This window comes from Microbacterium sp. EB106-03-03-XG65 (assembly GCF_058791955.1).
Genome location: NZ_JBYTEB010000002.1, coordinates 712,544 through 732,999 on the forward strand (window position 1 = coordinate 712,544; position 20,456 = coordinate 732,999).

Genomic DNA, 20,456 nt, shown 5'->3' on the forward strand with positions numbered 1-20,456 from the left:
ATTGCCTCACCCGTAGAAGACGAATCGGCGGCTCAGCCGGAATTGGATGGCGGTGACGAGCATGATCAGCAGCGTGAGCACGATGCCGATCGCGGATGCTCCGCCGAAGTCGAGCTGGCGGAAGGCGGATTCGTAGATCACCATGACCGCCGTCCGCGTCTCGTCTCCGGGGCCGCCGCGGGTCAGCACCCACGGCTGGTCGAAGATCTGCAGCGCGTTGATGATGGCCATCACCGAGGCGACGAGCATCGTGGGGCTGATCAGCGGCAGCGTGATGAGCCGGAACTGGCTCCAGCCGGTGGCCCCGTCAAGCGACGAAGCCTCATAGACCTCGCCCGGGATCGCCGCCAGACCGCCGATGAACAGCAGGAACGTGAAGCCGAAGTTCTGCCACAGGTACACCAGGAGCACGACCACCTTGGCGCCCAGCCCCGTGGTCAGCCAGCCCACGTCGGCGATGCCGATCAGGTTGAGCGTCTGGTTCACGAGGCCGAACTCCTGGTTGAACAGGTAGGCCATGATCAGCGACACCGAGGCGGCCGACAGGATGAGAGGGAAGAACAGGGCGGATCGGAAGAAGCTGCGCAGCCACGTCGGCATCTTCGACTGCACGAGGATCGCCAGGGCCAGTGCGACCGCGAGCTGCAGGAACACCGCGACGATCACGAAGCCGATCGTGTTGAGGAACGACACGCTCACCGTGGGGTTGGTCGCGAGATCGACGAAGTTGTCGAGACCCACGAACTCCGGCGCCGAGATGATGTCCCACCGGAAGAACGCGAGCACGAATGATCCGACGATCGGAAGCAGATTGAAGAGTCCGAGGCCGATCAGGGTCGGCGCGAGGAAGATCCAGACGAAGAACCTCCCCGACCGCGCGGCCGTGCCGGTCTGCGTACGCACCGCCGCGGGGATCGTGACGGTCTGTGTGCTGCTCGTGGACATCAGCGTCCTCCCAGTGCGAGTTCGAGGTCGCGCTGCATGGTCTCGAGACCGCGCCGCACGCCCGAGGGGCCGTTCGTGATCGTCGAGACCACGTTCTTGATCAGGGCCGATTCGACCGCGGCCTGCTGCGGCGGCGCCGGCATCGGGCCGGTGTCGGGGAACTTCTCGAGAGTGTCGTAGAAGACCTCCCAGTGGGCGGGCCCGATCCCGGCCCCGTAGAGCTCGGTGTTGAGCGAGCGGCGCGGCGACGAGGAATCCGGCTTCGGGTGCGCGATGCGCATGCCTTCGAGAGAGACGCAGTACTTGAGCCACTCCCACGCCTCGTCCTTGCGCGACGAGGTCTGCATGATCGCGTACCCGCCGGCGCCGAACTGGTGCCGTTGACCCGACATCCGCGGAAAGTAGGTCACGTCGTAGGCATCGTTCGCGACGCCGGCCTCGGCGAGGCCCTGCACCCAGAATCCGCCGGCGGGAGTCATGCCGACCGACCCCGACGAGAACAGAGAGACCAGCTCGTTGCCGCCGCCCTGGGCGGGGTTCGCAGCGAGCCCTTCCGAGACCATGCTCTGCAGCACCGAGAAGCTCTCGACCGCCCGGTCGTTGAGCGCATCGGCCTGCTGCCAGACGTAGCCGCCGCTGCGCCCCGACTCATTCGGGTAGAAGCGGTTCCAGAACCAGTCGCCGCCCGACGCCTTCTCCTCGCGGAGGAAGCTGGTGTTGTTCACGTAGAGCCACGGCACCGCTCCGCCCCACAGGCGGTTGTTCCAGAAGTACGGGAGGAACTGGCCCGTCGCGTTCTGCTGCATCGCTCGCGCGGTCGCGAGGAAGTCCTCGAGGGTCCAGTTGTCGGCGGGCCGTTCCAGGCCCGCACGCTCCAGCGCCTGGGTGTTGTAGAACACGTTCGCGGCGTTGAAGTTGTCGGGCAGCTGGAAGAGGCTCCCCTGGTACATGAACGACTCGATGAGCGACGGGTGCACGTCGTCGAAGTACTCCTGCATCTCGCTCGCGTCGCGCCGCACGTAGTCGTCGAGTGGATGCGCGAGTCGCGAGGCGAAGAGCTGCGATCCCTCGGTCGCGACGGTCACGACATCGGGCGGCGTGCCCGCGGCGATCATGGTCAGGATCTTGGCGAAGTACTCGCTCCAGTCCTGGCCCTGGATCGCGACGATCCGCACCTCGGTCTTCGGATGCCTGCGCTGGAACCCTTCCACCAGGGACTGACGCGCCACGGCATCCTGCTGCGTTCCGAACAGCGCGACGGTGAGCGTGTCTCCGCCGCGTCCGGGGATGTCGGCTCCGGTGAGGCGTGGCCACGAGACCACTGTGCCCACGATGCCCAGTCCGATCGCGCCGAGCAGCGCTCGGCGAGTGAGATCAACCACGATGTCTCTCCTGTGTCCGTCACTCCCCCCGCGGTCGCGTCGCCTTCGTCGGCAGCGCTCTCGGCGACGTCATCCGTGTCGGATCCTGTGTCGGCCGGGGAAGCTAAATTGATTCAGCATGAGGACAGTAGCACCGGATGCCGAGACGCGGCAACAGTTTTGCTAAATTGATTCAACATCCGAGATGCCGGGGTGACCCCGAGTCATCCCTAAGCTGGATCCGACGCGACGGGACGGAGGAGCCGATGCCGAAGAACGTCGAGCGCAGGCCCACGCTCGCCGACGTCGCCGCGCGCTCGGGGATGTCGAAGACCGCGGTCAGCATGATCCTCAACGACCGACCGGGTTCCCGGCTGTCGGCCGACGCTGCACGCCGGGTGCGCGCGGCCGCGGAAGAGCTCGGCTATCGACCGAACCCGGCGGCACAGAGCCTGCGCCTCGGGAAGACCAGGACGCTCGGATTCATCTCGGACCAGATCACCGTGACGCGGTATGCGTCGGAGATGATCCGCGGCCTCCTCGCCGCGGCGAAAGAGCACGGCCACACGGTGCTCATCGCGGAGACAGAGGGCGACGACGACACGATCTCCGACAGCATCCAGGAGATGATCGATCGCCGCGTCGACGGGATCCTCATCGGCCTGCTGGGTGCCCGCATGATCGACGTTCCCGAGACGCCGCATGATGTGCCGATCGTGATCGTCAACGGCACCAGCCCGTCGGAGCATCCGTCGGTCCTTCCCGACGAGCGGGCGGCGGGCGCCGCGATGGCGCAGCTCCTCCTCGACGCAGGGCACCGCCGCATCGGAGTCATCGGCAACAACCCGTGGGCCATGGCTTCGCCGCGGCACTCCGTGACGATCGGCCTGCGCTTCGAGGGCATCGCCGCCGCATTCGCCGAGGCGGGGGTCGACCCGATCATGGTCGACGTGCGCGAGTGGAATCCGAGCATCGGCTACGAGCAGACGCTGCGGATGCTGGACGAGCACCCCGAGATCACCGCGATCCTCGCGGGCAACGACGGCGTGGCCTTCGGCGCGTATCAGGCGATCGCCGAACGGGGGCTTCGGGTGCCCGACGACATCTCGGTCGCGTCCTTCGACGATGAGGAGCTCGCGAGCTTCCAGCGGCCCGGCCTGACCACAGCCCGGCTGCCCTACGACGTCATGGGGCGCGCTGCCGTCGAGATGCTGCTCGGCGAGAGACCCCTCGGGGCGACGCTGATCCCGATGCCCGTGGTCGTGCGGGAGTCGATTCGCGACGTGCGGTGAGGGCGGTGCCGGTGCTTCGACTTCGGGCCGGCGTCCTGAGCGTGTCGGAGAGTGTGGGTCTCTGAGGCTGTCGAAGAGTACCCGTTGTCGCTCGATGATCTGGGGTGCTGTCACCCGACCTCGATACTGGCGAAATCGAACACCACTCGGCCGCCCGTCACTCCGGCGATCCACTGAAGCGATCGCATTCCAATATCTCGCAGAAGATCCTCGCCAGCGTCGTTGACACCGCACAAACCCCGCCATAGATTCGACGCGGCATATCTCATGCCTTACCGGGGAAATTTCCGAGAATTCGTGTCGCTTTGGCTTCGTAGGGACACTGCGGTGACTTGCACTATGTCAAAATTGGCCAGCCTGGCTGCGATCAGGCTTGGTGGGGTGATCGTGCCATCCGGGATGAAGGTCCATTTGTCGCAGGATCAACGACTTTGGGATCTGACTTCCGTTGCAATTGTTGAGGCGTTGAGTGATCCCGAAACGTTGTCGATCGCGATAGCAACCGGTCAAGTCCAGGAGCGCTTGGGAGCCACCATGGCTGAACTTGCTCAGCGACTTCTATCAAAAACGGACACCGAATGAGCACCACGTGGCATGTCGTCAAGCACGCCTTCCCGATGATGTTGGCGCAGCTCATCCCACTAGCCGCCTCACTAGCTGTGGTCTCCCTGGGCCTTGCGCTCGGCCGCAACGATTTCGTTACTGTGATCGGAGCCATGGCAACCATCGGCGGCCTCGGCACGCTCATAAATGTCGGTGTGGGGATCGGTACACTGCGCGAGCTGGCGCGTGTCCAGGATGATCCCCATCTGGTGACGGCGGCCGTGACGAGGAACCTGCGCATCGCGTCAGCGGTGTCTGTCATTGTGCTCACCGTGAGCTTGATCACGACTCTCGCGTTCTGGCTCGCCCTTCCGGATAATTCCCGTGCACAAACCGGCATCTGGGCCGCGTTTGCCATTCAGATCCCCAGTTACGCAATTTCACCGCAGACGAGTGTGCTCACCGCAACCTTCCAACATCTAGACCGAGAAAGAGAGAACCTCACCATCACGGTGTTGCGAACGCTCGGGGGGGTTACTGGCCGGACTCATGGCAGTGGTTCTCGTCGCCGATCCGGTCCTTGCGATCGCCCTTCAATCGGCAGTGGTATCGATCGTGGCGGCGACAATGCTGGCGCAGCAGCGTCGCCGATTGTCTCGTACTGAGATACGCGTGAGGCTACTCGTCGCTCCGGACGCTTCGCCGCGCGCCATCTGGGATCGCGTCGTGAATTCTCTCGACGGCGCAGTGTTCATGGTGCTGTTCATGATTGCGCAACTCATTGCTGCGAGCATCTCCATCGAAGTGGGTGCTCAGGCGGCTGCTGGCGTCGCCTTCTGTCGCACAGTCATTCTTCCATTGAAGATGGTCGGCCTCACCGCTGGGCGCATGAACCTTCGCGATCCTGGCCACGGGTGGAAGTTTGTGCTTGCTTCTTTCGGCGCCACAGCTGTGTTCGTCGTGCCCATCGCCTCGGGTCTGATCGGAGCGGCAGCCTTCGGGATCAGCGCCTTGGGGAGCGTTGCGCTCACTATTCTCATCGCGGTCCAACTACTGCTCGAGCCGTTCTCGGGGTCGTTGTTCGCGTACCTCAAAGTGTCATGTGGAGCGATGTCCGGACTGTTCGGTCTGATCCTGACGTATCTGCTGCTCGCCCCGGCCCTGCTCGTCGTGTGTCGGTTCGTTTTGCCGACTCCGGAGGCGCTCTGGTTCTGCCTTTTCGTCGTTCGGCTCTGTTTCAGCTGCACGACATTTCTCGCTCTGGGGCGAGAATTACGCCGAACGAGCAGCGATGCGTCGAAGACATCGAGTCCACCCTTAGCGCAGCTTGACGGAGTGTAGAAAGCTTGACAAGGGCGCTGTGTTCAGGGGTCGGCTGCTGTTGCCAGTCGCGGCGTATCTTCTGCGCCCAGGTCTGGGCGGCGTCGGGAGCCGCAGACCGCGCCGCCCGAGCGCGTCACGTCGATCGCGTCCTTCCGGGCGCGTCCACAGCCTCGCCGGCCCCGGTCGATTCGCTGGAAGCCAGCGAGTACCCGGTGCCGTCGGCGTAGCGCTCGACGAACTCGTAGTCCACGAGGTACCGGCGAAGAACGGCAACGTCCTCCGAGTACATGAGAAGTCTGCGATTCACCTCTCGTTCGGTGAGTACCTCATTCGCCGAAAAGGCGTCACGTGCCACCCATGCAAGGAGCTTGCCGCGTTCCTCGACGTTGGCAGGATACTGGCGGATCCTCTTTCCTTCGAGGAACCGATCGATCCCCTCGCGCCTGGGAACCGGTGCTGCGTCGAGAATCGCCCGAAACACCTCGGGCGCGAAGGCCTGAGTGCCGGGATCGACCAGTCCGCTGTGGATCACGGCATCGGTCACACGCCGTCGCCTCGACGGCGACAGGTCCGCCGTCGAGGCCTCGAGTGTGCCGCCCAACATCATCTCGGCAGCGACGCGGCGCGTCTCCGGATTCGCGAGAATCGCGATCAGTGGCCTCCATTGATTCGGCTCACTCACGTCAGTTAGATCCTTCCACGACTGCGAACTCGCGACGGATGTTTCGTCGCAGTCCGCCAAGAACAACCGCCAGGTAGAGCAGCGACGAAATCGTGACACCCCATCCGATACCGAACGACTGCCCGACGATCGCCACGATCGGAGCAACGACCGCGACGATCAGCGAGTCTGCCATCGAGATCACCGAGCCTGCGGTTGCCCGGACATTGTTGGGGATGCCCTCATGGAACAATCCTGACACGAGGATTTGTAAGGCACCGTGAAGCGCAACGTGCAGAACGAACGAGACCCAAATGAACACGACCCCGTCCGCAGCGGCGAACACGACCGCCGCGGCGACGTTGAGCGCCGCGACCATCGCGACGTGTGCGACCCGCACCTTGAATACCCTGAGCAGTAGGGGGCCGAAGATGTTCGCCGCGTTCATGCCTAAGTAGCCGAACGCGAGGAACAGCAGTGACACTTGGTTGAACTTGATCTGCCACAGCAAGAAGGGCGCTACGGCGGCTGCGTTCGTAACGACGAGCAACCACGCATGCGGGGCACGTGCGGTTCTGAGTGCCTGCATGAGGAAGGAACGAAGCGGGATCTTCTCGACGTCGGCTGTTGTGTCTTGGAATGTAGCGATCACGATTCCTGCAACGATGAAGAAGGTGATGGCCGCAACCCAGATCCCCTGGGGCCAAACAGTGAAGATTGCGATGCCGATGACTCCGCCGAGGATGCCTGCTGAGGCAGCGAGATAAGAGATACGGCCGAACGCCGCTGCGATCTTGTTCGCGTTGATGGCTTGGATTTGGTTGACGACTAGAGCGTTGGAAGTGCCGCTCATCGCAGCGACTGCGATTCCTGCTACAACCTGTGCTAACAGGAGAGTTGGCTCGTTCAGGTTGACGAAAAACAACGCGAAGGCAACGATTCTAAGCAGGTTGCCAAACTGCAACGCTAGTTTGTTCGAGTACCGGTCAAAGAGGATCGCGAAAGGTAATTCCGCGACTGTAACTGCGATGTTGAATGCAGCGGTCATGACCCCGATGAAGGCCAGGGAATATCCAAATGCCTGAAAGTAGACCACGTCCACGGAGGCGAAGCAGGCCACGCCCGCCGCGCTCAGCATAATGAAAGCGTATGCGCGCTTCATGAGGAATCCTTTCTACATGAACAGCGAGCCGTGGTACTGGATCTCGGGTTTGGGGTGCGCCATTATTGACGCGAAGTCGGCGAATCGTTCAGATGACGCGAAGTAGGTCGCGTCGGTGACGCTTGCACCACTCATGACTACCTTCGTGACGGCGAACCCGCCTTCTCTGACGAGCGGGATCTCGAACACGGACAGACCTTGATGTGACGCGGACTCGATGAGTGCTTCTACGGTCTGGTCCGCTGTAAAAGATTCTCGGGCATGTTCGAGGCTCTGCAGCCGTGTCGTCGTTGGGGCGCCGAAGAGGTTGGGCATGTCTTGAGCGGCTTGGCCGCTGAACCAGAGGCTGCGCATGTCGGTCTGAGCTGTTTCAACCTCGATCCCCGAATCCAGTGAGTACAGCATCTGAACGCACTCCGCGAAAGCACGCCGGACGGAAGCATCGACGGTCGAGGCGTGGCCCGAACCGCGCGCAGACTTGGTCTGAAAGCCTGAGCGTGCGACGAAAGTTACATTTGCGACAGGCGCCCCAAACGGATTTGGAAGCAGCGCGACAGAGAATGTTCCGTCGTAGTCGCCCATGGATTCGACGATGTATGGATCGAGCGACGTGGAATCAACACAGATTGGGTCGGCGCCGGTCCTCGCGTAATACCAGAAGGCATCTCGCTCGACGATCTCGCGAAGGCCTTGCAATCTTGCGTCTTCGCTGGTAGCTCCAGCCGCTGCCCCGTTAGTGCTACCTGCGACAATCTCCGCATAAGTGCTGCTCATGTAGGGACACAGCGCAAAGTTCGCGGGGATGCGAACTGAAGCTCCGGTGGTGATGTCGACGGCCTCCATCCACTCGAGAACGATGTCGTCTTCCAGCGGGGTGATCGAAGGGTGCTCATCGAGAACGGGGAATCCGAACGTCGCCGCGACATCGATCGCGCCAGCAACCTCTCCTGAAGTACCGGTGACAACGTCGCGTCGGCCGGCAGTCGCTAGGGCGTAGCGCTCGAGAGCTTCCCCTAAGCAGCTCGCGAGTGCTTGGTCGAGGCTAATTCCTTTACCTCCCGCAATCTCGCATTGAAGAGTGTCCACGCTCGTGCGGATGGGGGCGTTCACAAGAGACACCGAGTTGGCTTCGGGTACCAGTACGGGATTGCCCACCACTGAAGCGAAACCGAAGGCCCAGCGGTTGCGACTAACGAACGATTTGGGGCTCATCGAGCGCTCGCCACCGGTGTCTGTCGAACTCGCGCTCCCATCCGCAGAGTCCGGTGCTATGCACCGAAGCGCCGGTGGCGTAATGCTGACGCGCGCGCCCGCGCAGTCTGGACAGTCGGAAGCAGCAACAGCGCAGGACCAGTTCTGAGCGCCGTAGGCATTCGTCACAGCTATCGACAAATCATGGATGACGTGGAAGCTGACGAGTAGATGTGTGGCGGTCGTGTCAGAGAATACGGGATCCGCATCGCCGCTGTAGAAGTGGTCGATAAATGGAGCGACCGGCATCAAGCACCTCGCGCATCCGTCCCGGCTGTCGTCGCGAACTAGCACCCAGGTGTGGTCCGTGGTTCCAGCTCGCAGCATTTCGGCGCCGACCAGATCGTCGGCACGGGTGTCATGGAACCGAGATTCCAGTGTAGGTGCCAACCCAAGTTCAGAGCAGATCGCTTCGTATGCGTCGAACAGTTCCTGGTTCATTCTCAACTCCAATTCGTCTCTGGACATGGCAAGGGGCGGGCACTCAGGCGCCCACCCCTCGCGTCGCTCAGTTACTTCGGACCGTAGCTCTGCTTCGACTGACGTCCAGCGAACACACGGTTCGGCTTTGAGCTCAGGATGCGGGACTTGATCATTTCGATCTCCTTGTTCTAAGCGGCGTCTCTCAGTTCGAGAGCCGGGTGGGCAGGACCCGCGACCACGGGTCCACCCATAGATGTACCAGGCACTCCGGGCACTACCCAGCAAAACGCTCCTCTGCCACGCGCTACATCCCGGAATATCATCCTGATCTGGGCTAACTGCCAGTTCCTGACGTGTCTCGCGCTCTTGATCGCACGCCGCTTTGGTGTCGCCTACCGCCGAAACGCTCTGGTTCTGCTTGTTCGTCGCCCAGTTCTGCTCACGCGGCGATGACGATCATCACGCTGCGTCGAGCATCGCGGCGAGTGACCAGCAACGGTCCACGAGAATCGATCACACCACTCGCGACGCGATCGACCGAGGTCGGCGGCGACCCTCACATCCGGGCGTAGCGGGCGCGCGCGATGCAGAACAGGCCGTAGAGCACGAGCCCGGCGCCCACGACCCACAGGATCACAACTCCGAACGGCAGTCCGGCGAGCGCGCGCAGTGCAGAATCCAAGCCGCCTGCCGTCTCGGGGTCGTGCGTGAGCGCTGCGATCACGAAAAGCACTCCCGCCACACCGATCGCGATGCCCTTGGCGATGTACCCCGCGATACCGAACGCCACGATGCCGCGCCGAGCCGTGCCGCTGGGCGGCGTGAGCTGCTTCATGAACGCCTTGGTGGCTCCTCGCACGATGAATGCGATGCCGATCGCCGCGACGACGAGCCCCACGAGCACGAGCAGAACGACGCCGGCAGGAGCCGACAGCAGCTGGGCGCTGAACGACTGAGACGACTGCGAAGACTGCGACTGGCCTCCCAACGCGTACACCAGCGCGGTCGCGCCGATCGCGAGGTAGGCGGCGGCGGTGCCTGCGAACTTGATGCGATGGGCCCACTTCTTCTTGGCGTCGGGGTCGCGTTCGACGACGGCTTCGGCGATCTGCCAGATCGCGAGAGCCAGCAGCCCGAGCACGATCAGCCACAGCAGGAAGATGCCTGCGGGCGTCTGCTGGATCTGCTGCAGGGCACCGCCCTGATCAGCGCTCTCCCCTCCCCCGCCGGTCGCGATCGAGATCGCGATGCCGCCGATGAGGATGTGCAGGATGCCGAGAACGACATAGCCGACGCGGGCCAGGATGCGGAACGTCTTCGAGTCCTGGGCGGCTCGGGCCGTCGACGATGCCGACGCACGGGTGTTCATCATGTCGCGCTTCTTTCGATGGGTTGCTGAGTGGAAGATTCTTCATCAGACGACGAGGTCTGCGCGCGCGCCGCGCGACGTGCGCGCCACAGGGCCATGCACGCCCAGACGACCGTGGCGACGGCGATGCCCTCGAGCATGCCCGCGACCACGTCGCTCAGCCAGTGAGCATGCAGATACGTCCGGCTCCACATCATCGTGAGCACCCACACCGCCCCCAGCGTCCACACGTACCAGCGCCGGAAGACGAGTGCCAAGACCATCACGACGGTGGTCGCGACGGCGGTGTGGCCCGAGGGAAACGATGTCGCCACGCTCTCGGCGAGCGAGTCCTCGGGCCGCGTGCGTCCGATCACGGCGGCCATGCTGGCGCCGATCGCGACGACGGCCACCATGGCGATCGCCAGCGTCGCGGCATCCCACCGCCGCCCACGCCAGAGCAACCACACGATGAGCAGCGCTCCGACGACGATCATGCCGATCGTGCCGCCGACGACGGCGGGCACCCAGGCGACGACCAGCCAGACGTCACTGGTCAGATCGCCCATGAGGTCGTTCCACCAGTGGTCGATCGCGAGGGGCTCGTGCCCGCCGATCGCCACCACGGCACGCAGGGCGACGAAGGCGAGCGTCGCCGCGGCACCCCAGACCAGGGCCGTGGTGCCGCGTGCGACAGCTGTCACGACGGGTCAGGCGAGGGGATCGTTGTTGCGCATGCTGCGGCGCGTGACACGCTCGCCGGTGGCAGGGTCGACAGCGGTGCGGTCGACCGTCTCGGTACGGCGGCTGCGCATCACGAGCACCAGGCTGATGAGGAAGACCACCGCTCCGGCGATCATGAGGATGTAGCCGATCAGGTCGAGATCGACGTAGCCGCCGGTGTCGATGTTGAGCGCGAAGACGAGGATCGCTCCGATGACGACGAGCGCGATTCCGGTTCCGATTCCCATGTGTTCATTCCTCCCCGAGACCGCCTCTGCGGTCTCGCGCCCCCCAGAATATGGTCAACGGGCACTGAGTCAATAGTCATGGACACGGCTCGGCGCACATGGTATGGATGGAAGCGATGACTGAGCTCGAACGCCGTGTGGCCATCTTCGCCGCCCTCGCCGACCAGACGCGCCTGCGCATCGTCGATCTGCTCACGCTCGGCGACCTGTCGTCGTCCGAGATCGGAACCACGCTCGATCTGCGATCGAATCTCATCGCCCATCATCTCGGCGTCCTCGAATCCGCGCACATCATCACCCGCACACGCTCTGAGTTCGACCGTCGGCGCAGCTACATCGGCTTGCGCCCCGAGGTCTTCGACACCCTCGCGCCGCCGAGCGTCGAACCGCCTCGACGCGTGCTCTTCGTGTGCACGGCGAACTCCGCCCGATCCCAGCTCGCCGAGACGATCTGGCGCGACGTGAGCCCGATCGAGGTCGCGTCGGCCGGCACCCGACCCGCAGCGCTCGTGAACCCCCAGGCCACAGCGTCGGCCGCCCGTCACGGTCTCGCGATCGATCCGAGCCGTCCACCCCGCCACATCGACGACGTGCGCGCAGACGGCGACCTGGTGATCACGGTCTGCGACGATGCGCATGAGCGCCTGCACACCCGCGACGACCTGCACTGGTCGGTGCGGGATCCCGCACGGATCGGCACCCCCGCGGCCTTCGACGACGCATTCGACGCCCTGCACCTGCGGATCCGCGCACTCTCGTCACGGCTCATCGCAGCCTAGAGACCTGCGGCACAGAGACCTGCGGCACAGAGACGTCGCAGCCTGAAGACCTGCGGCACAGAGACGTCGCGGCCTCACGGCGCAGCGGCGCCCCCGCGCAACCTCAGAGTTCGACGGGCGGATCCGGCTCGGAGTCCGCGACCTCGGGGTGCCGCGCGAGGTTGACCACCGCGGCGACGAGGCCACCCCACACCGCGACCATCGCGACGATCATCATGACGATCGCTGTCGGAGTCATGCGCCTGCTCCCTTCTCAGCCGTGGCGGATCCCGGCGTCGCGGCACCACCGTCGCGCAACAGGGGGATCGACGACGTCTCGGGATCCGGCTCGTACTGCTCGTCGACGAGGAACTCGTCGTACTCCGGATCGTCCTTGGCGTGCGAGCGTCCGCCCCAGGGCAGCGCCGACAGCAGCAGCGCGATCACCACGAGGGCGATCACCATGCCCCAGCCGAACACGCCGATGAACCAGCTCGGGTATCCGCTGTACGGCTCGGAGATCTTGGCGACGAGCTCGGTGACGAGCAGGTACCCGAGCACCAGCGGCGCGAGCGCACCGACGAGCAGCATCCAGATGCGTCCGACGCGGAAGCTCGAGCGACGATCGAGGTGCTCGACCAGCACCGGCAGCTTGTGCAGCACCCAGGCGACCACCACGACCGCGACGAGCGCGACCGCCATGATGCCGAACGCGTTGACGAACGCATCGGCCGTGTCGAGCACCGACAGCGCAGTGGTCGTCGAGAACAGCGCCATCGAGATGATCGCGAGCGGGATCGCGACCGTCAGCGTGGTGCGGATGCGCGCCCAGCCCAGCTTGTCCTGCAGCGCGGCCACGATCACCTCGAGGATCGAGATCAGCGAGGTGACTCCCGCGAACACGAGCGCCCCGAAGAACAGCACCCCGATGATCGAGCCTCCGGCGGCCTGCGACACGATCGTCGGGAACGCGATGAACGCGAGTCCGATGCCCGACGAGGCGACGCCGGCCACCTCGGTGCCCTGCGCCTGTGCCATGAAGCCGAGCGCGGCGAAGACGCCGATCCCGGCGAGGATCTCGAAGCCCGAGTTCGCGAAGGCCACGACGAGGCCCGAGCCGGTGAGGTCGGTCTTGCGCTTCAGGTACGACGAGTACGTGACCATGATGCCGAAGGCGACCGACAGCGAGAAGAAGATGTGGCCGTACGCCGAAGCCCACACCGCGGGGTCTCCGAGCGCCTCCCAGTTCGGGGTGAAGAACGCGTTGAGCCCGTCCATCGCTCCGGGAAGGAAGAGGGACTGCACCACGAGGATCGCGAACATGACCGTGAGCAGCGGCATCAGGATCATGTTCGCCCTGCCGATGCCGCGCTTCACGCCGAGGGCCATGATGGCGATCACCACCAGCCAGACGACGACGAGCGGGATGCCGACCTGCGGCACGAACTCGGTCGAGACACCCACCTCGGCGACGTCGGCCGAGCGGAGGAAGTCGATGAAGAAGAAGTCGTTCTCGTTGCCCGGCCCCCAGGTGAGCTGCGCCGAGAACCACGTGTACATCGCGGCCCAGGCGATGATCACCGCGTAGTACACCGCGATGACCACGCAGATCAGCACCTGCCACCATCCGAGCGGTTCCGCCCGGCGATGCATGCGCCGGAACGCGAGCGGTGCAGAGCCGCGGAAGCGGTGCCCGATCGCGTAGTCGAAGAACAGCAGCGGGATGCCGGCCGTCAGCAGCGCGCAGAGGTACGGGATGAGGAACGCGCCGCCACCGCCCTCATACGCCACGTACGGGAAGCGCCAGATGTTGCCGAGCCCCACGGCCGACCCGATCGCGGACATGATGAACACGTTCCGCGATCCGAATGCCTCGCGTTTGGGGGTGTGAGTCTGTGCGATGGCCATCCGCCGAGAATACCGGAGTGCCGGTTCTGCGCCCTCGCGGTCGGGTCAGCCGAGCGCACCCCCGAGCTCTTCACGGAGAAGCGCGGCGCCCGCGCCGAGCGCACGCAGCTTGCCCCGCGCGACATCGCGGGGAAGCGGCGCCAGGCCACAGTTCGTGCTGGGGATGAGGTTCTCGGCATCGACGAAGCGGAGCGCGTCGCGCAGCGTGTCGGCGACCTCTTCGGGAGTCTCGATCTCGTGACTCGCCACATCGATGGCCCCGAGCATGACCTTCTTGCCGCGGATCAGCTCGATGAGCTCGAGCGGCACGTGGGAGTGGTGGCTCTCGAGTGAGACGATGTCGATGCTCGAGCGCTGCAGCAGCGGGAACGACTTCTCGTACTGGCGCCACTCCGCCCCGAGCGTCGCCTTCCAGTCGGTGTTCGCCTTGATCCCGTAGCCGTAACAGATGTGCACGACGGTCTGGGCGTTAAGCCCCTCGGCCGCCCGCTCGAGCACCTCGACGCCCCAGTCCTGCACGTCGTCGAAGAAGACGTTGAACGCGGGCTCGTCGAACTGGATGATGTCGACTCCGGCCGCTTCGAGCTCCCTCGCCTCCTGGTTGAGGATCGTCGCGAACTCCCACGCCAGCTTCTCGCGACTGCCGTAGTGGCGGTCGGAGAGCGTGTCGATCATGGTCATCGGACCGGGCAGCGCCCACTTGATCGGCTGATCGGTCAGCTCACGCAGGAACTTCGCATCCTCGACGAACACCGGCTTCTCGCGACCCACGGCGCCGACCACCGTCGGCACGCTGGCGTCATAGCGGTCGCGGATGCGCACCGTCTCGCGCTGGTCGAAATCGACACCCGAGAGGTGTTCGATGAACGTCGTGACGAAGTGCTGGCGCGTCTGCTCGCCGTCGCTGATGACGTCGATGCCCGCGAGACGCTGCTCGTCGACGGCGATGCGCAACGCATCCCGCCGACCCTCGACCAGCTGGTCGCCCTGCAGCTTCCAGGGAGACCAGAGCGTCTCGGGCTCGGCCAGCCACGACGGCTTGGGAAGGCTGCCCACGATCGAGGTGGGAAGGAGTGCGCTCATGATCGGGTGGGTTCCGTTCGTCATCCGACAGGGGCCAGGTCTGCAGCGGAGTAGGAGGCCGCCCACTGGGCGAGCACATCCCCGTGGGGGCGCATGAGGTGCGCATCCGCGTACTTGCCCTGCTCGCTCGCGAGCCGACTGCGCTCGTCGCGGTCGTAGGCGATCTTCGTCACCGAGTAGTCCTGCTGATCCAGCGTGGGGCGGTAGATGCTCGCAGCGGCCGAGTTGGCGTTGTAGATCTCGGGCCGGTAGATCTTCTGGAACGTCTCCATGGTGCTGATCGTGCCGATCAGCTGCAGGTTCGTGTAGTCGCCCAGCAGGTCGCCGCGGAAGTAGAACGCCAGCGGCGCGACGCTGCCGCGCGGCATGAAGTACCGCACCGAGAGGCCCATCCTGCCGAAGTAGTCGTCGGTCAGCGAGGGATCCTTCTGCTCGTACTCGACGCCCAGCACCGGGTGGTGGTTCTCGGTGCGACGGTAGGTCTTGCTGGTCGAGACGCTGATGCAGATCACCGGCGAGATCTCGAAACGCTCGCGATAGGCGTCGGAGTCGAGGAAGTGCCGGAAGAGCTTGCCGTGCAGCGCCCCGAAGTCGTCGGGAACGGCGAATCCACCCGCGGCCTCGGCGGCCGCCGGCAGCAGCACGCTGAAGTCGTAGTCGCGGATGTACGACGAGAAGTTGTTTCCGACGATCCCCTGCGTGCGCGTGCCGGTGAGCCGATCGAGGATGCCGATGTCGAGCACCTCGAGCAGAGGGAACTCCCGGTCCTCGCCCTCGTCTGCGAACTGCATCGCGACCGACACGATCTCGAGCTCCAGCGTGTAGCGGTCGCGCTCGGCGTTGTCCCAGTGCGCCAGATCGTTGAATCGCCGATCGATCATCGTCAGGGCGTTGCGCAGGTTCTGCTGACGGTGCTCACCACGCGCCAGGTTCGCGAAGTTCGTCGTGATGCGCGAGTCATCCGACGGGGAGTAGTCCTCGTCGAAGCGGGTCGTCGTGATGCGGAAGGTGAACTCGGATGCCATGAGCGGCCAATCGGGGGTCTGATCGGCCGGGTGCGGCCTCGATCGGGGGTCCTTCCATCGTGACGGCGGTGACCGCCCATCGAGTAATGCACCGCGACTATGCCGTGGCATAGTCTGAGACTATGGCCAAGCGCACGAGCGGCATCACGCTGCAGCAGCTCACCTATTACATCGAGGTCGCGGCGGAAGGATCGATCAGCGCCGCCGCCGATCTGCTCTACGTCGCGCAGCCCACGATGTCCGCGGCGATGAAGGATCTCGAGCAGAGGGTGGGGCGCGATCTGCTGCTCCGCTCGGCCCGCGGCGTGACCCTCACCTCCGACGGCGTCGAGTTCCTCGGCTACGCCCGGCAGGTCGTCGAGCAGGTGGCGCTGCTCGAGCAGCGCTACCTGGGCCGACCTCCCTCCCGCCGTCTGCTCGGGGTGTCGACGCAGCATTACTCGTTCGCGGTCGACGCGATGGTGCGCATGGTGAAGGCGAGCGAGGCCGCCGAGTACGAGTTCTCACTGCGCGAGACCCGCACCTGGGACATCATCGAAGACGTGCGCACTCTGCGCAGCGAGCTGGGGATCCTCTACCGCAACGACTTCAACCGCAACGTCATCGACAAGCTGCTCCGCGACTCCGGGCTCGCCTTCCGGCCGCTCTTCATCGCCGAGCCGCACATCTTCATCTCCCGGAAGAACCCCCTCGCGTCGCGGGATCGCGTGACGCTCTCGGACCTCGCCGAGGTGCCGCGGCTCACCTTCGATCAGGGCGCGAACAATTCGTTCTACTTCGCGGAGGAGATCCTCTCCACCCTCTCCACCCCGCGCGAGATCCGCGTCTCCGACCGCGCGACCATCTTCAACCTCATGATCGGACTCGACGGCTATACGATCTCCACCGGCATCATCAGCGACGACCTCGACCCCGAGATCGTCGCGATTCCGCTCGATGTCGACGAAGAGATCGAGATCGGGTGGATCGGTCACTCCGCCATTCCGCTGACCGAGCAGGCGCAGCGCTATCTCACGGAGCTCCGCGCCGTCGTCGCGAGCTTCGGCGTGACGCTGCTGGGCTGAGCGGCACCCGGTCGCCTGAGCGGCGCAGCGTCGACGTCCCCCGACACACAGTCAGGGCGGATGCGCCGCTCGGCACATCCGCCCTGTCTGTCTTGCACCCGGGTCAGCCTCCCGAGAGGTTGTCCCGAGCGTGCTGAGCCTGGTCCCGCACCTCGCCGGTGGCGCTCTGCGCCTCGTCCTTGACGACCTCCACCGACTCCTGCGCGGAGTCCTGCACTGCGGCCACCGATTCCTTCGCGGGCTCCTTGAGGTGCTCGCCGACCTCCTTCGCGGCATCCGTGAGCTCGTCGACGAGCGGCTGCGCCTGGTCCTTCACGGTCGACGCGATGTCCTTCTCCTTCGACGACGCGGGGACCAGCGACGCGAGCAGCAGTCCGGCGCCGAAGGCGATGAGGCCGACCGCGAGCGGGTTGCCCTCCGCCTTCGCGACCGCGCGGTCCTTGAGGTCACCGGCGTGCGAGCCCGCATCCGACAGCGAGGAGCCGGCATCGTCGGCCGCCCCCATCACGCGCTCGCGGACCGAGGTGAAGGCGCCGCGCACCCTGCCCATCTGCCTGTCGACGATCTTCGACGGAGATACCTTGTCGGCGAGGGCGTCGACGTCGAGCCCCAGCTCCTGGCGGGTGCGCTCGATGTCGGCGCGGATCTCTTCGGGTGAATCACTCATCGGTTCTCCTCATTCCTTCTCAGCGTTTCGGGTATCTCTTTCAGCGTGTCGACCGTCTGCGGCACGCCCTCGACCTTGGCCAGCTGGCCGCGTCCGACAGCGAACAGGATGCCCGCGATGATCGCCCAGATCAGTGCGACGATCACGGCGGACCAGCCGCCGCCGACCAGTTCTCCGAGGGCCCACCAGAGGGCGACGGAGAGGAAGAACACCGCCATCAGCGCGCCGTATCCTGCTGCGCCCATGAGCCCGGCGCCCTTGGCGGACTTCGACGCGGAGTCCTTCAGCTCGGCCTTGGCCAGAGCGACCTCCTGCCGCATGAGCGTCGAGATGTCGCGCGAGACCTCGCCCAGGAGGTCGCCGATGGATGTCGATGCGGCCTTGGCCTCAGACGGTGTCGGATCGGTCATGGTCCGCCTCCCCGAGGATGTCCTGGCTGCCCGATGCGGTCTGGGCGTACAGCGGGGTGCTTCCTGCGCCGGTCGTGGAGCCGCCGACCGGAACCGGTACGGCCGGGTCAGGACGCACCTCGACAGGCGCAGGCGCGGGCGGCATGGACGCCGATGTCGCTGGGGCGCCGGATGCGTTCTTCTCGTCGGACGCGGCGGAGGCCAGCGCCCGGGTGAGGCGGCCGGCGACGACGCCCACGACGGCTGCGGCGAGGATGAACGTGCCCGGCCGACGTCGAGCGAAACGCTTGACCTCGGTGACGACGGAGGCAGGATCGCGATCGCCGAGCCAGGTCGATGCCGCCGACAGCCGCGACGACACCTGGGTCACGAGATCTGCCGCGATGCCGCTGCCGGAGGCCGACGACGCCATCGAGTCGAGCTCTTCGCTGACCGAACGCAACCCGCCCGCGACACGCTGCTGCTGAGTGTTCGCCTGCTCCTTCAGCTCACGCTGAGTCTGGGCGAACAGGTCCTTCGCCTGCGCCTTCGCTTCGCCGGCGACCGACGCGGCTTCGTGCTTCGCCGTGTCGAGCACGTCCTTGGCCTGCGCGGTGGCCGTGTCCTTGAGGTCGGCTGCCTCGTGCTTCGCGGCATCCACCGTGCCTGACGAATCGGGGGATGTCGCGTCCGAGCCCTGAGGGCCCGACGTCTCATAGATGTTCGACATTGGTGCTCCTTCTCGCGGTCCGATCGGTGTGATCGGTGGGGCATTCCTAACCCCGGGAATTGCCCAGGCAAGCACCCTTGCGTGTATCGGGATCGAGGAGTAAAACGCGGGCGCGCCGCCGGCGTCCGCGAGAGCGCGCGAGAGCCGACTCGGCGAGATTGTCAATGCCCTCATCGCCTCGCCAGGCGTTTTCTACTCTCGGGGCATGTCCTCCTCCCCCGCCTGGTCCGAAGTCGCACCCGGGATCTTCCGCATCGGAGTAGCCGACGTCAACTGCTACCTCGTGCAGACCGACGACGGCCTCACGCTGTTCGATGCGGGGCTCCCCGGCTCCGAACGGGTGCTGCACACGCTGCTCGCGCACCTCGGCGCACAGCCGTCCGACATCGACGCCCTGATTCTCACGCACGGGCATTTCGACCACGTCGGAATGGCACGCCGCATCAGCGCAGAGGGCACCTCGGTCCTCGTGCACGCCAGGGACGCACGGCTGGCGCGGCACCCCTACAGCTACCGGCCGGCGTCTCCGCGGCTGGCCTACGTGCTCACGCACCCGCGGGGCATCCCGGTGATCGCGAGGATGGCGGCGCACGGCGCCCTCATGGTCCGCGGCGTCGAGGCACAGGGTCGGCTGCAGCACGGACACACGGTCGACGCCCCCGGCGCCCCCATCGCGCTGTGGACCCCCGGTCACACCGACGGTCACTGCGCGTTCCTGCTCGAGGATCGCGGGGTGCTGATCACCGGTGACGCCCTCGTGACTCTCGACCCGTACACCGGCGAGACCGGGCCGCAGATCGTCGCGCGGGCCGCGACTGCCGACACCGCCGAGGCGATGACCTCGCTCGACACCCTCGCGCAGACCGATGCAGTTCTGGTGCTGCCCGGGCACGGCGAGCCGTCGTCGTCCGGCATCCGCGCCGACGTGGCCGCCGCGCGGTCGCGGGGTCCGCACTGAGTGCAGCCTCGCGCCCGCGCCGCGATCAGCCTCGACGGAGCATGCGCCGCGCCACCGTGATGAGCAGAACGCCTGTCGCGATCCACGGTCCCGCCACGATGATCGGGTCCATCCACGTGTGGCGCACGTCGATCCGGCCCTGCCCCACGCGCGAGCGCACCGGGTGATGCGAGAACTCCGCGAGCACGCCGGTCTGGGTGATCGGGTTGTCGGGGTGCCGCGTGACCATCGACCGCACGTGCGCACCGACGGACTCCACACGATCACCGATCACGAGCAGCAGCCAGCGGGTGTTCTTGGTCTCGCTGAAGTGGTCGTAGGCGAACCGGCGGATCGCTCCCGACACCCCGTGCAGCGGCTGGGCGGTGCCGAACACCGGAGGCAGCATCCCGTGCTCGATCGAGCGCTCGCGCCCCTCGCCGCCCGGCTGCCGATCGGGGAAGGTCCAGCGGGCTCCGGTGTCGCCGATGTCGTCACGCTCCTGCCAGGTGCGACGGTGTTCGGGCGCGGCATCCGCACCCCACCCGGGGATCCGCTCTCGCAGTTCGTCGGCGGTGGGTGCGAGCAGGGGCTTGGTGGCTTCGTACGGCATGG

23 protein-coding genes are annotated in these 20,456 nt (G+C 65.5%); 7 read left to right on the forward strand and 16 right to left on the reverse strand.

Features of this window, described 5'->3' with window-relative positions; translation table 11 throughout:
• Window positions 1-6 precede the first annotated feature (6 nt).
• Both AC3WS6_RS16790 and AC3WS6_RS16795 read right to left on the reverse strand, forming a co-directional pair.
• On the reverse strand, window positions 7-945 hold the full coding sequence (locus tag AC3WS6_RS16790; RefSeq protein ID WP_492502147.1) for a carbohydrate ABC transporter permease: 939 nt from the start codon (window positions 943-945) through the stop codon (window positions 7-9).
• A complete protein-coding gene (locus AC3WS6_RS16795) occupies window positions 945-2,327 on the reverse strand; it encodes an ABC transporter substrate-binding protein (RefSeq protein WP_492502148.1) in 1,383 nt (460 codons plus the stop codon). Before AC3WS6_RS16795 ends, AC3WS6_RS16790 begins: the two co-directional genes overlap by 1 nt.
• 245 nt (window positions 2,328-2,572) lie before the next feature.
• Here AC3WS6_RS16795 and AC3WS6_RS16800 point away from each other — a divergent pair, with 245 nt between their 5' ends.
• From AC3WS6_RS16800 to AC3WS6_RS16815, 4 genes are all read left to right on the forward strand, one after another.
• Complete coding sequence (locus tag AC3WS6_RS16800; RefSeq protein WP_492502149.1) at window positions 2,573-3,598, forward strand: LacI family DNA-binding transcriptional regulator; 1,026 nt, start codon at window positions 2,573-2,575, stop codon at window positions 3,596-3,598.
• Between the two features lie 339 nt (window positions 3,599-3,937).
• Window positions 3,938-4,180 (forward strand): hypothetical protein, encoded by a 243-nt coding sequence (locus AC3WS6_RS16805; RefSeq protein ID WP_492502150.1) that lies wholly within the window; start codon window positions 3,938-3,940, stop codon window positions 4,178-4,180.
• Complete coding sequence (locus tag AC3WS6_RS16810; protein ID WP_492502151.1) at window positions 4,177-4,806, forward strand: hypothetical protein; 630 nt, start codon at window positions 4,177-4,179, stop codon at window positions 4,804-4,806. The genes AC3WS6_RS16805 and AC3WS6_RS16810 overlap by 4 nt, the downstream gene beginning before the upstream one ends.
• 61 nt (window positions 4,807-4,867) lie before the next feature.
• Entirely contained in the window at window positions 4,868-5,482 is a 615-nt protein-coding gene (locus AC3WS6_RS16815; RefSeq protein ID WP_492502152.1) for a hypothetical protein, read from the forward strand.
• A gap of 115 nt (window positions 5,483-5,597) precedes the next feature.
• On the opposite strand, the gene AC3WS6_RS16820 is transcribed toward AC3WS6_RS16815, so the two are convergent.
• The 6 genes from AC3WS6_RS16820 to AC3WS6_RS16845 all read right to left on the reverse strand — a co-directional run bounded on the left by AC3WS6_RS16820 (window position 5,598) and on the right by AC3WS6_RS16845 (window position 11,280).
• Window positions 5,598-6,008, reverse strand: a complete 411-nt coding sequence (locus AC3WS6_RS16820; protein WP_492502153.1) for a DUF2087 domain-containing protein — start codon at window positions 6,006-6,008, stop codon at window positions 5,598-5,600.
• 139 nt (window positions 6,009-6,147) lie between these two features.
• Window positions 6,148-7,287, reverse strand: a complete 1,140-nt coding sequence (locus tag AC3WS6_RS16825) for an MFS transporter (RefSeq protein ID WP_492502154.1) — start codon at window positions 7,285-7,287, stop codon at window positions 6,148-6,150.
• A 12-nt stretch (window positions 7,288-7,299) separates the two neighbouring features.
• Window positions 7,300-8,979 carry a YcaO-like family protein gene (locus tag AC3WS6_RS16830; RefSeq protein WP_492502155.1) on the reverse strand — a complete coding sequence of 560 codons (1,680 nt, stop codon included), beginning with the start codon at window positions 8,977-8,979 and terminating at the stop codon, window positions 7,300-7,302.
• Window positions 8,980-9,517: 538 nt separating this feature from the next.
• Complete coding sequence (locus AC3WS6_RS16835) at window positions 9,518-10,333, reverse strand: DUF1206 domain-containing protein (protein WP_492502156.1); 816 nt, start codon at window positions 10,331-10,333, stop codon at window positions 9,518-9,520.
• A complete protein-coding gene (locus AC3WS6_RS16840; protein WP_492502157.1) occupies window positions 10,330-11,013 on the reverse strand; it encodes a phosphatase PAP2 family protein in 684 nt (227 codons plus the stop codon). Before AC3WS6_RS16840 ends, AC3WS6_RS16835 begins: the two co-directional genes overlap by 4 nt.
• A gap of 6 nt (window positions 11,014-11,019) precedes the next feature.
• Complete coding sequence (locus tag AC3WS6_RS16845; RefSeq protein WP_201471102.1) at window positions 11,020-11,280, reverse strand: DUF6458 family protein; 261 nt, start codon at window positions 11,278-11,280, stop codon at window positions 11,020-11,022.
• A 116-nt stretch (window positions 11,281-11,396) separates the two neighbouring features.
• On the opposite strand from AC3WS6_RS16845, the gene AC3WS6_RS16850 reads away from it, so the two are divergent.
• Entirely contained in the window at window positions 11,397-12,059 is a 663-nt protein-coding gene (locus tag AC3WS6_RS16850) for an arsenate reductase/protein-tyrosine-phosphatase family protein (RefSeq protein ID WP_492502158.1), read from the forward strand.
• A 103-nt stretch (window positions 12,060-12,162) separates the two neighbouring features.
• Here the strand turns inward: AC3WS6_RS16850 and AC3WS6_RS16855 are convergent, their stop codons facing one another.
• The 4 genes from AC3WS6_RS16855 to AC3WS6_RS16870 are packed head-to-tail and all read right to left on the reverse strand — an operon-like array spanning window position 12,163 to window position 16,054.
• Window positions 12,163-12,297, reverse strand: coding sequence for a methionine/alanine import family NSS transporter small subunit (locus AC3WS6_RS16855; protein ID WP_492502159.1), 135 nt, complete (start codon window positions 12,295-12,297; stop codon window positions 12,163-12,165).
• Window positions 12,294-13,946 (reverse strand): sodium-dependent transporter, encoded by a 1,653-nt coding sequence (locus AC3WS6_RS16860; RefSeq protein WP_492502161.1) that lies wholly within the window; start codon window positions 13,944-13,946, stop codon window positions 12,294-12,296. Before AC3WS6_RS16860 ends, AC3WS6_RS16855 begins: the two co-directional genes overlap by 4 nt.
• Before the next feature lie 45 nt (window positions 13,947-13,991).
• Window positions 13,992-15,029 (reverse strand): methionine synthase, encoded by a 1,038-nt coding sequence (locus AC3WS6_RS16865; protein ID WP_492502162.1) that lies wholly within the window; start codon window positions 15,027-15,029, stop codon window positions 13,992-13,994.
• Between the two features lie 20 nt (window positions 15,030-15,049).
• The gene (locus AC3WS6_RS16870) at window positions 15,050-16,054 is read right to left on the reverse strand and encodes a putative oxygenase MesX (RefSeq protein ID WP_492502163.1); all 1,005 of its coding nucleotides are present in this window, start codon (window positions 16,052-16,054) and stop codon (window positions 15,050-15,052) included.
• Between the two features lie 122 nt (window positions 16,055-16,176).
• Between AC3WS6_RS16870 and AC3WS6_RS16875 the strand changes: the two genes are divergently transcribed.
• Window positions 16,177-17,118, forward strand: a complete 942-nt coding sequence (locus tag AC3WS6_RS16875; protein ID WP_492502164.1) for a LysR family transcriptional regulator — start codon at window positions 16,177-16,179, stop codon at window positions 17,116-17,118.
• A 103-nt stretch (window positions 17,119-17,221) separates the two neighbouring features.
• On the opposite strand, the gene AC3WS6_RS16880 is transcribed toward AC3WS6_RS16875, so the two are convergent.
• Genes AC3WS6_RS16880 through AC3WS6_RS16890 form a run of 3 tightly spaced genes read right to left on the reverse strand, consistent with a single transcriptional unit; the run spans window position 17,222 to window position 18,904 of the window.
• On the reverse strand, window positions 17,222-17,785 hold the full coding sequence (locus tag AC3WS6_RS16880) for a DUF3618 domain-containing protein (protein WP_492502166.1): 564 nt from the start codon (window positions 17,783-17,785) through the stop codon (window positions 17,222-17,224).
• Complete coding sequence (locus AC3WS6_RS16885; protein ID WP_492502167.1) at window positions 17,782-18,195, reverse strand: phage holin family protein; 414 nt, start codon at window positions 18,193-18,195, stop codon at window positions 17,782-17,784. Before AC3WS6_RS16885 ends, AC3WS6_RS16880 begins: the two co-directional genes overlap by 4 nt.
• Window positions 18,173-18,904, reverse strand: coding sequence for a hypothetical protein (locus AC3WS6_RS16890; protein WP_492502168.1), 732 nt, complete (start codon window positions 18,902-18,904; stop codon window positions 18,173-18,175). The genes AC3WS6_RS16885 and AC3WS6_RS16890 overlap by 23 nt, the downstream gene beginning before the upstream one ends.
• 205 nt (window positions 18,905-19,109) lie before the next feature.
• Here AC3WS6_RS16890 and AC3WS6_RS16895 point away from each other — a divergent pair, with 205 nt between their 5' ends.
• The gene (locus tag AC3WS6_RS16895; RefSeq protein WP_492502169.1) at window positions 19,110-19,862 is read left to right on the forward strand and encodes an MBL fold metallo-hydrolase; all 753 of its coding nucleotides are present in this window, start codon (window positions 19,110-19,112) and stop codon (window positions 19,860-19,862) included.
• A gap of 25 nt (window positions 19,863-19,887) precedes the next feature.
• Here AC3WS6_RS16895 and AC3WS6_RS16900 read toward each other — a convergent pair whose 3' ends face one another.
• Window positions 19,888-20,454 (reverse strand): hypothetical protein, encoded by a 567-nt coding sequence (locus tag AC3WS6_RS16900; protein WP_492502170.1) that lies wholly within the window; start codon window positions 20,452-20,454, stop codon window positions 19,888-19,890.
• Window positions 20,455-20,456 lie beyond the last annotated feature (2 nt).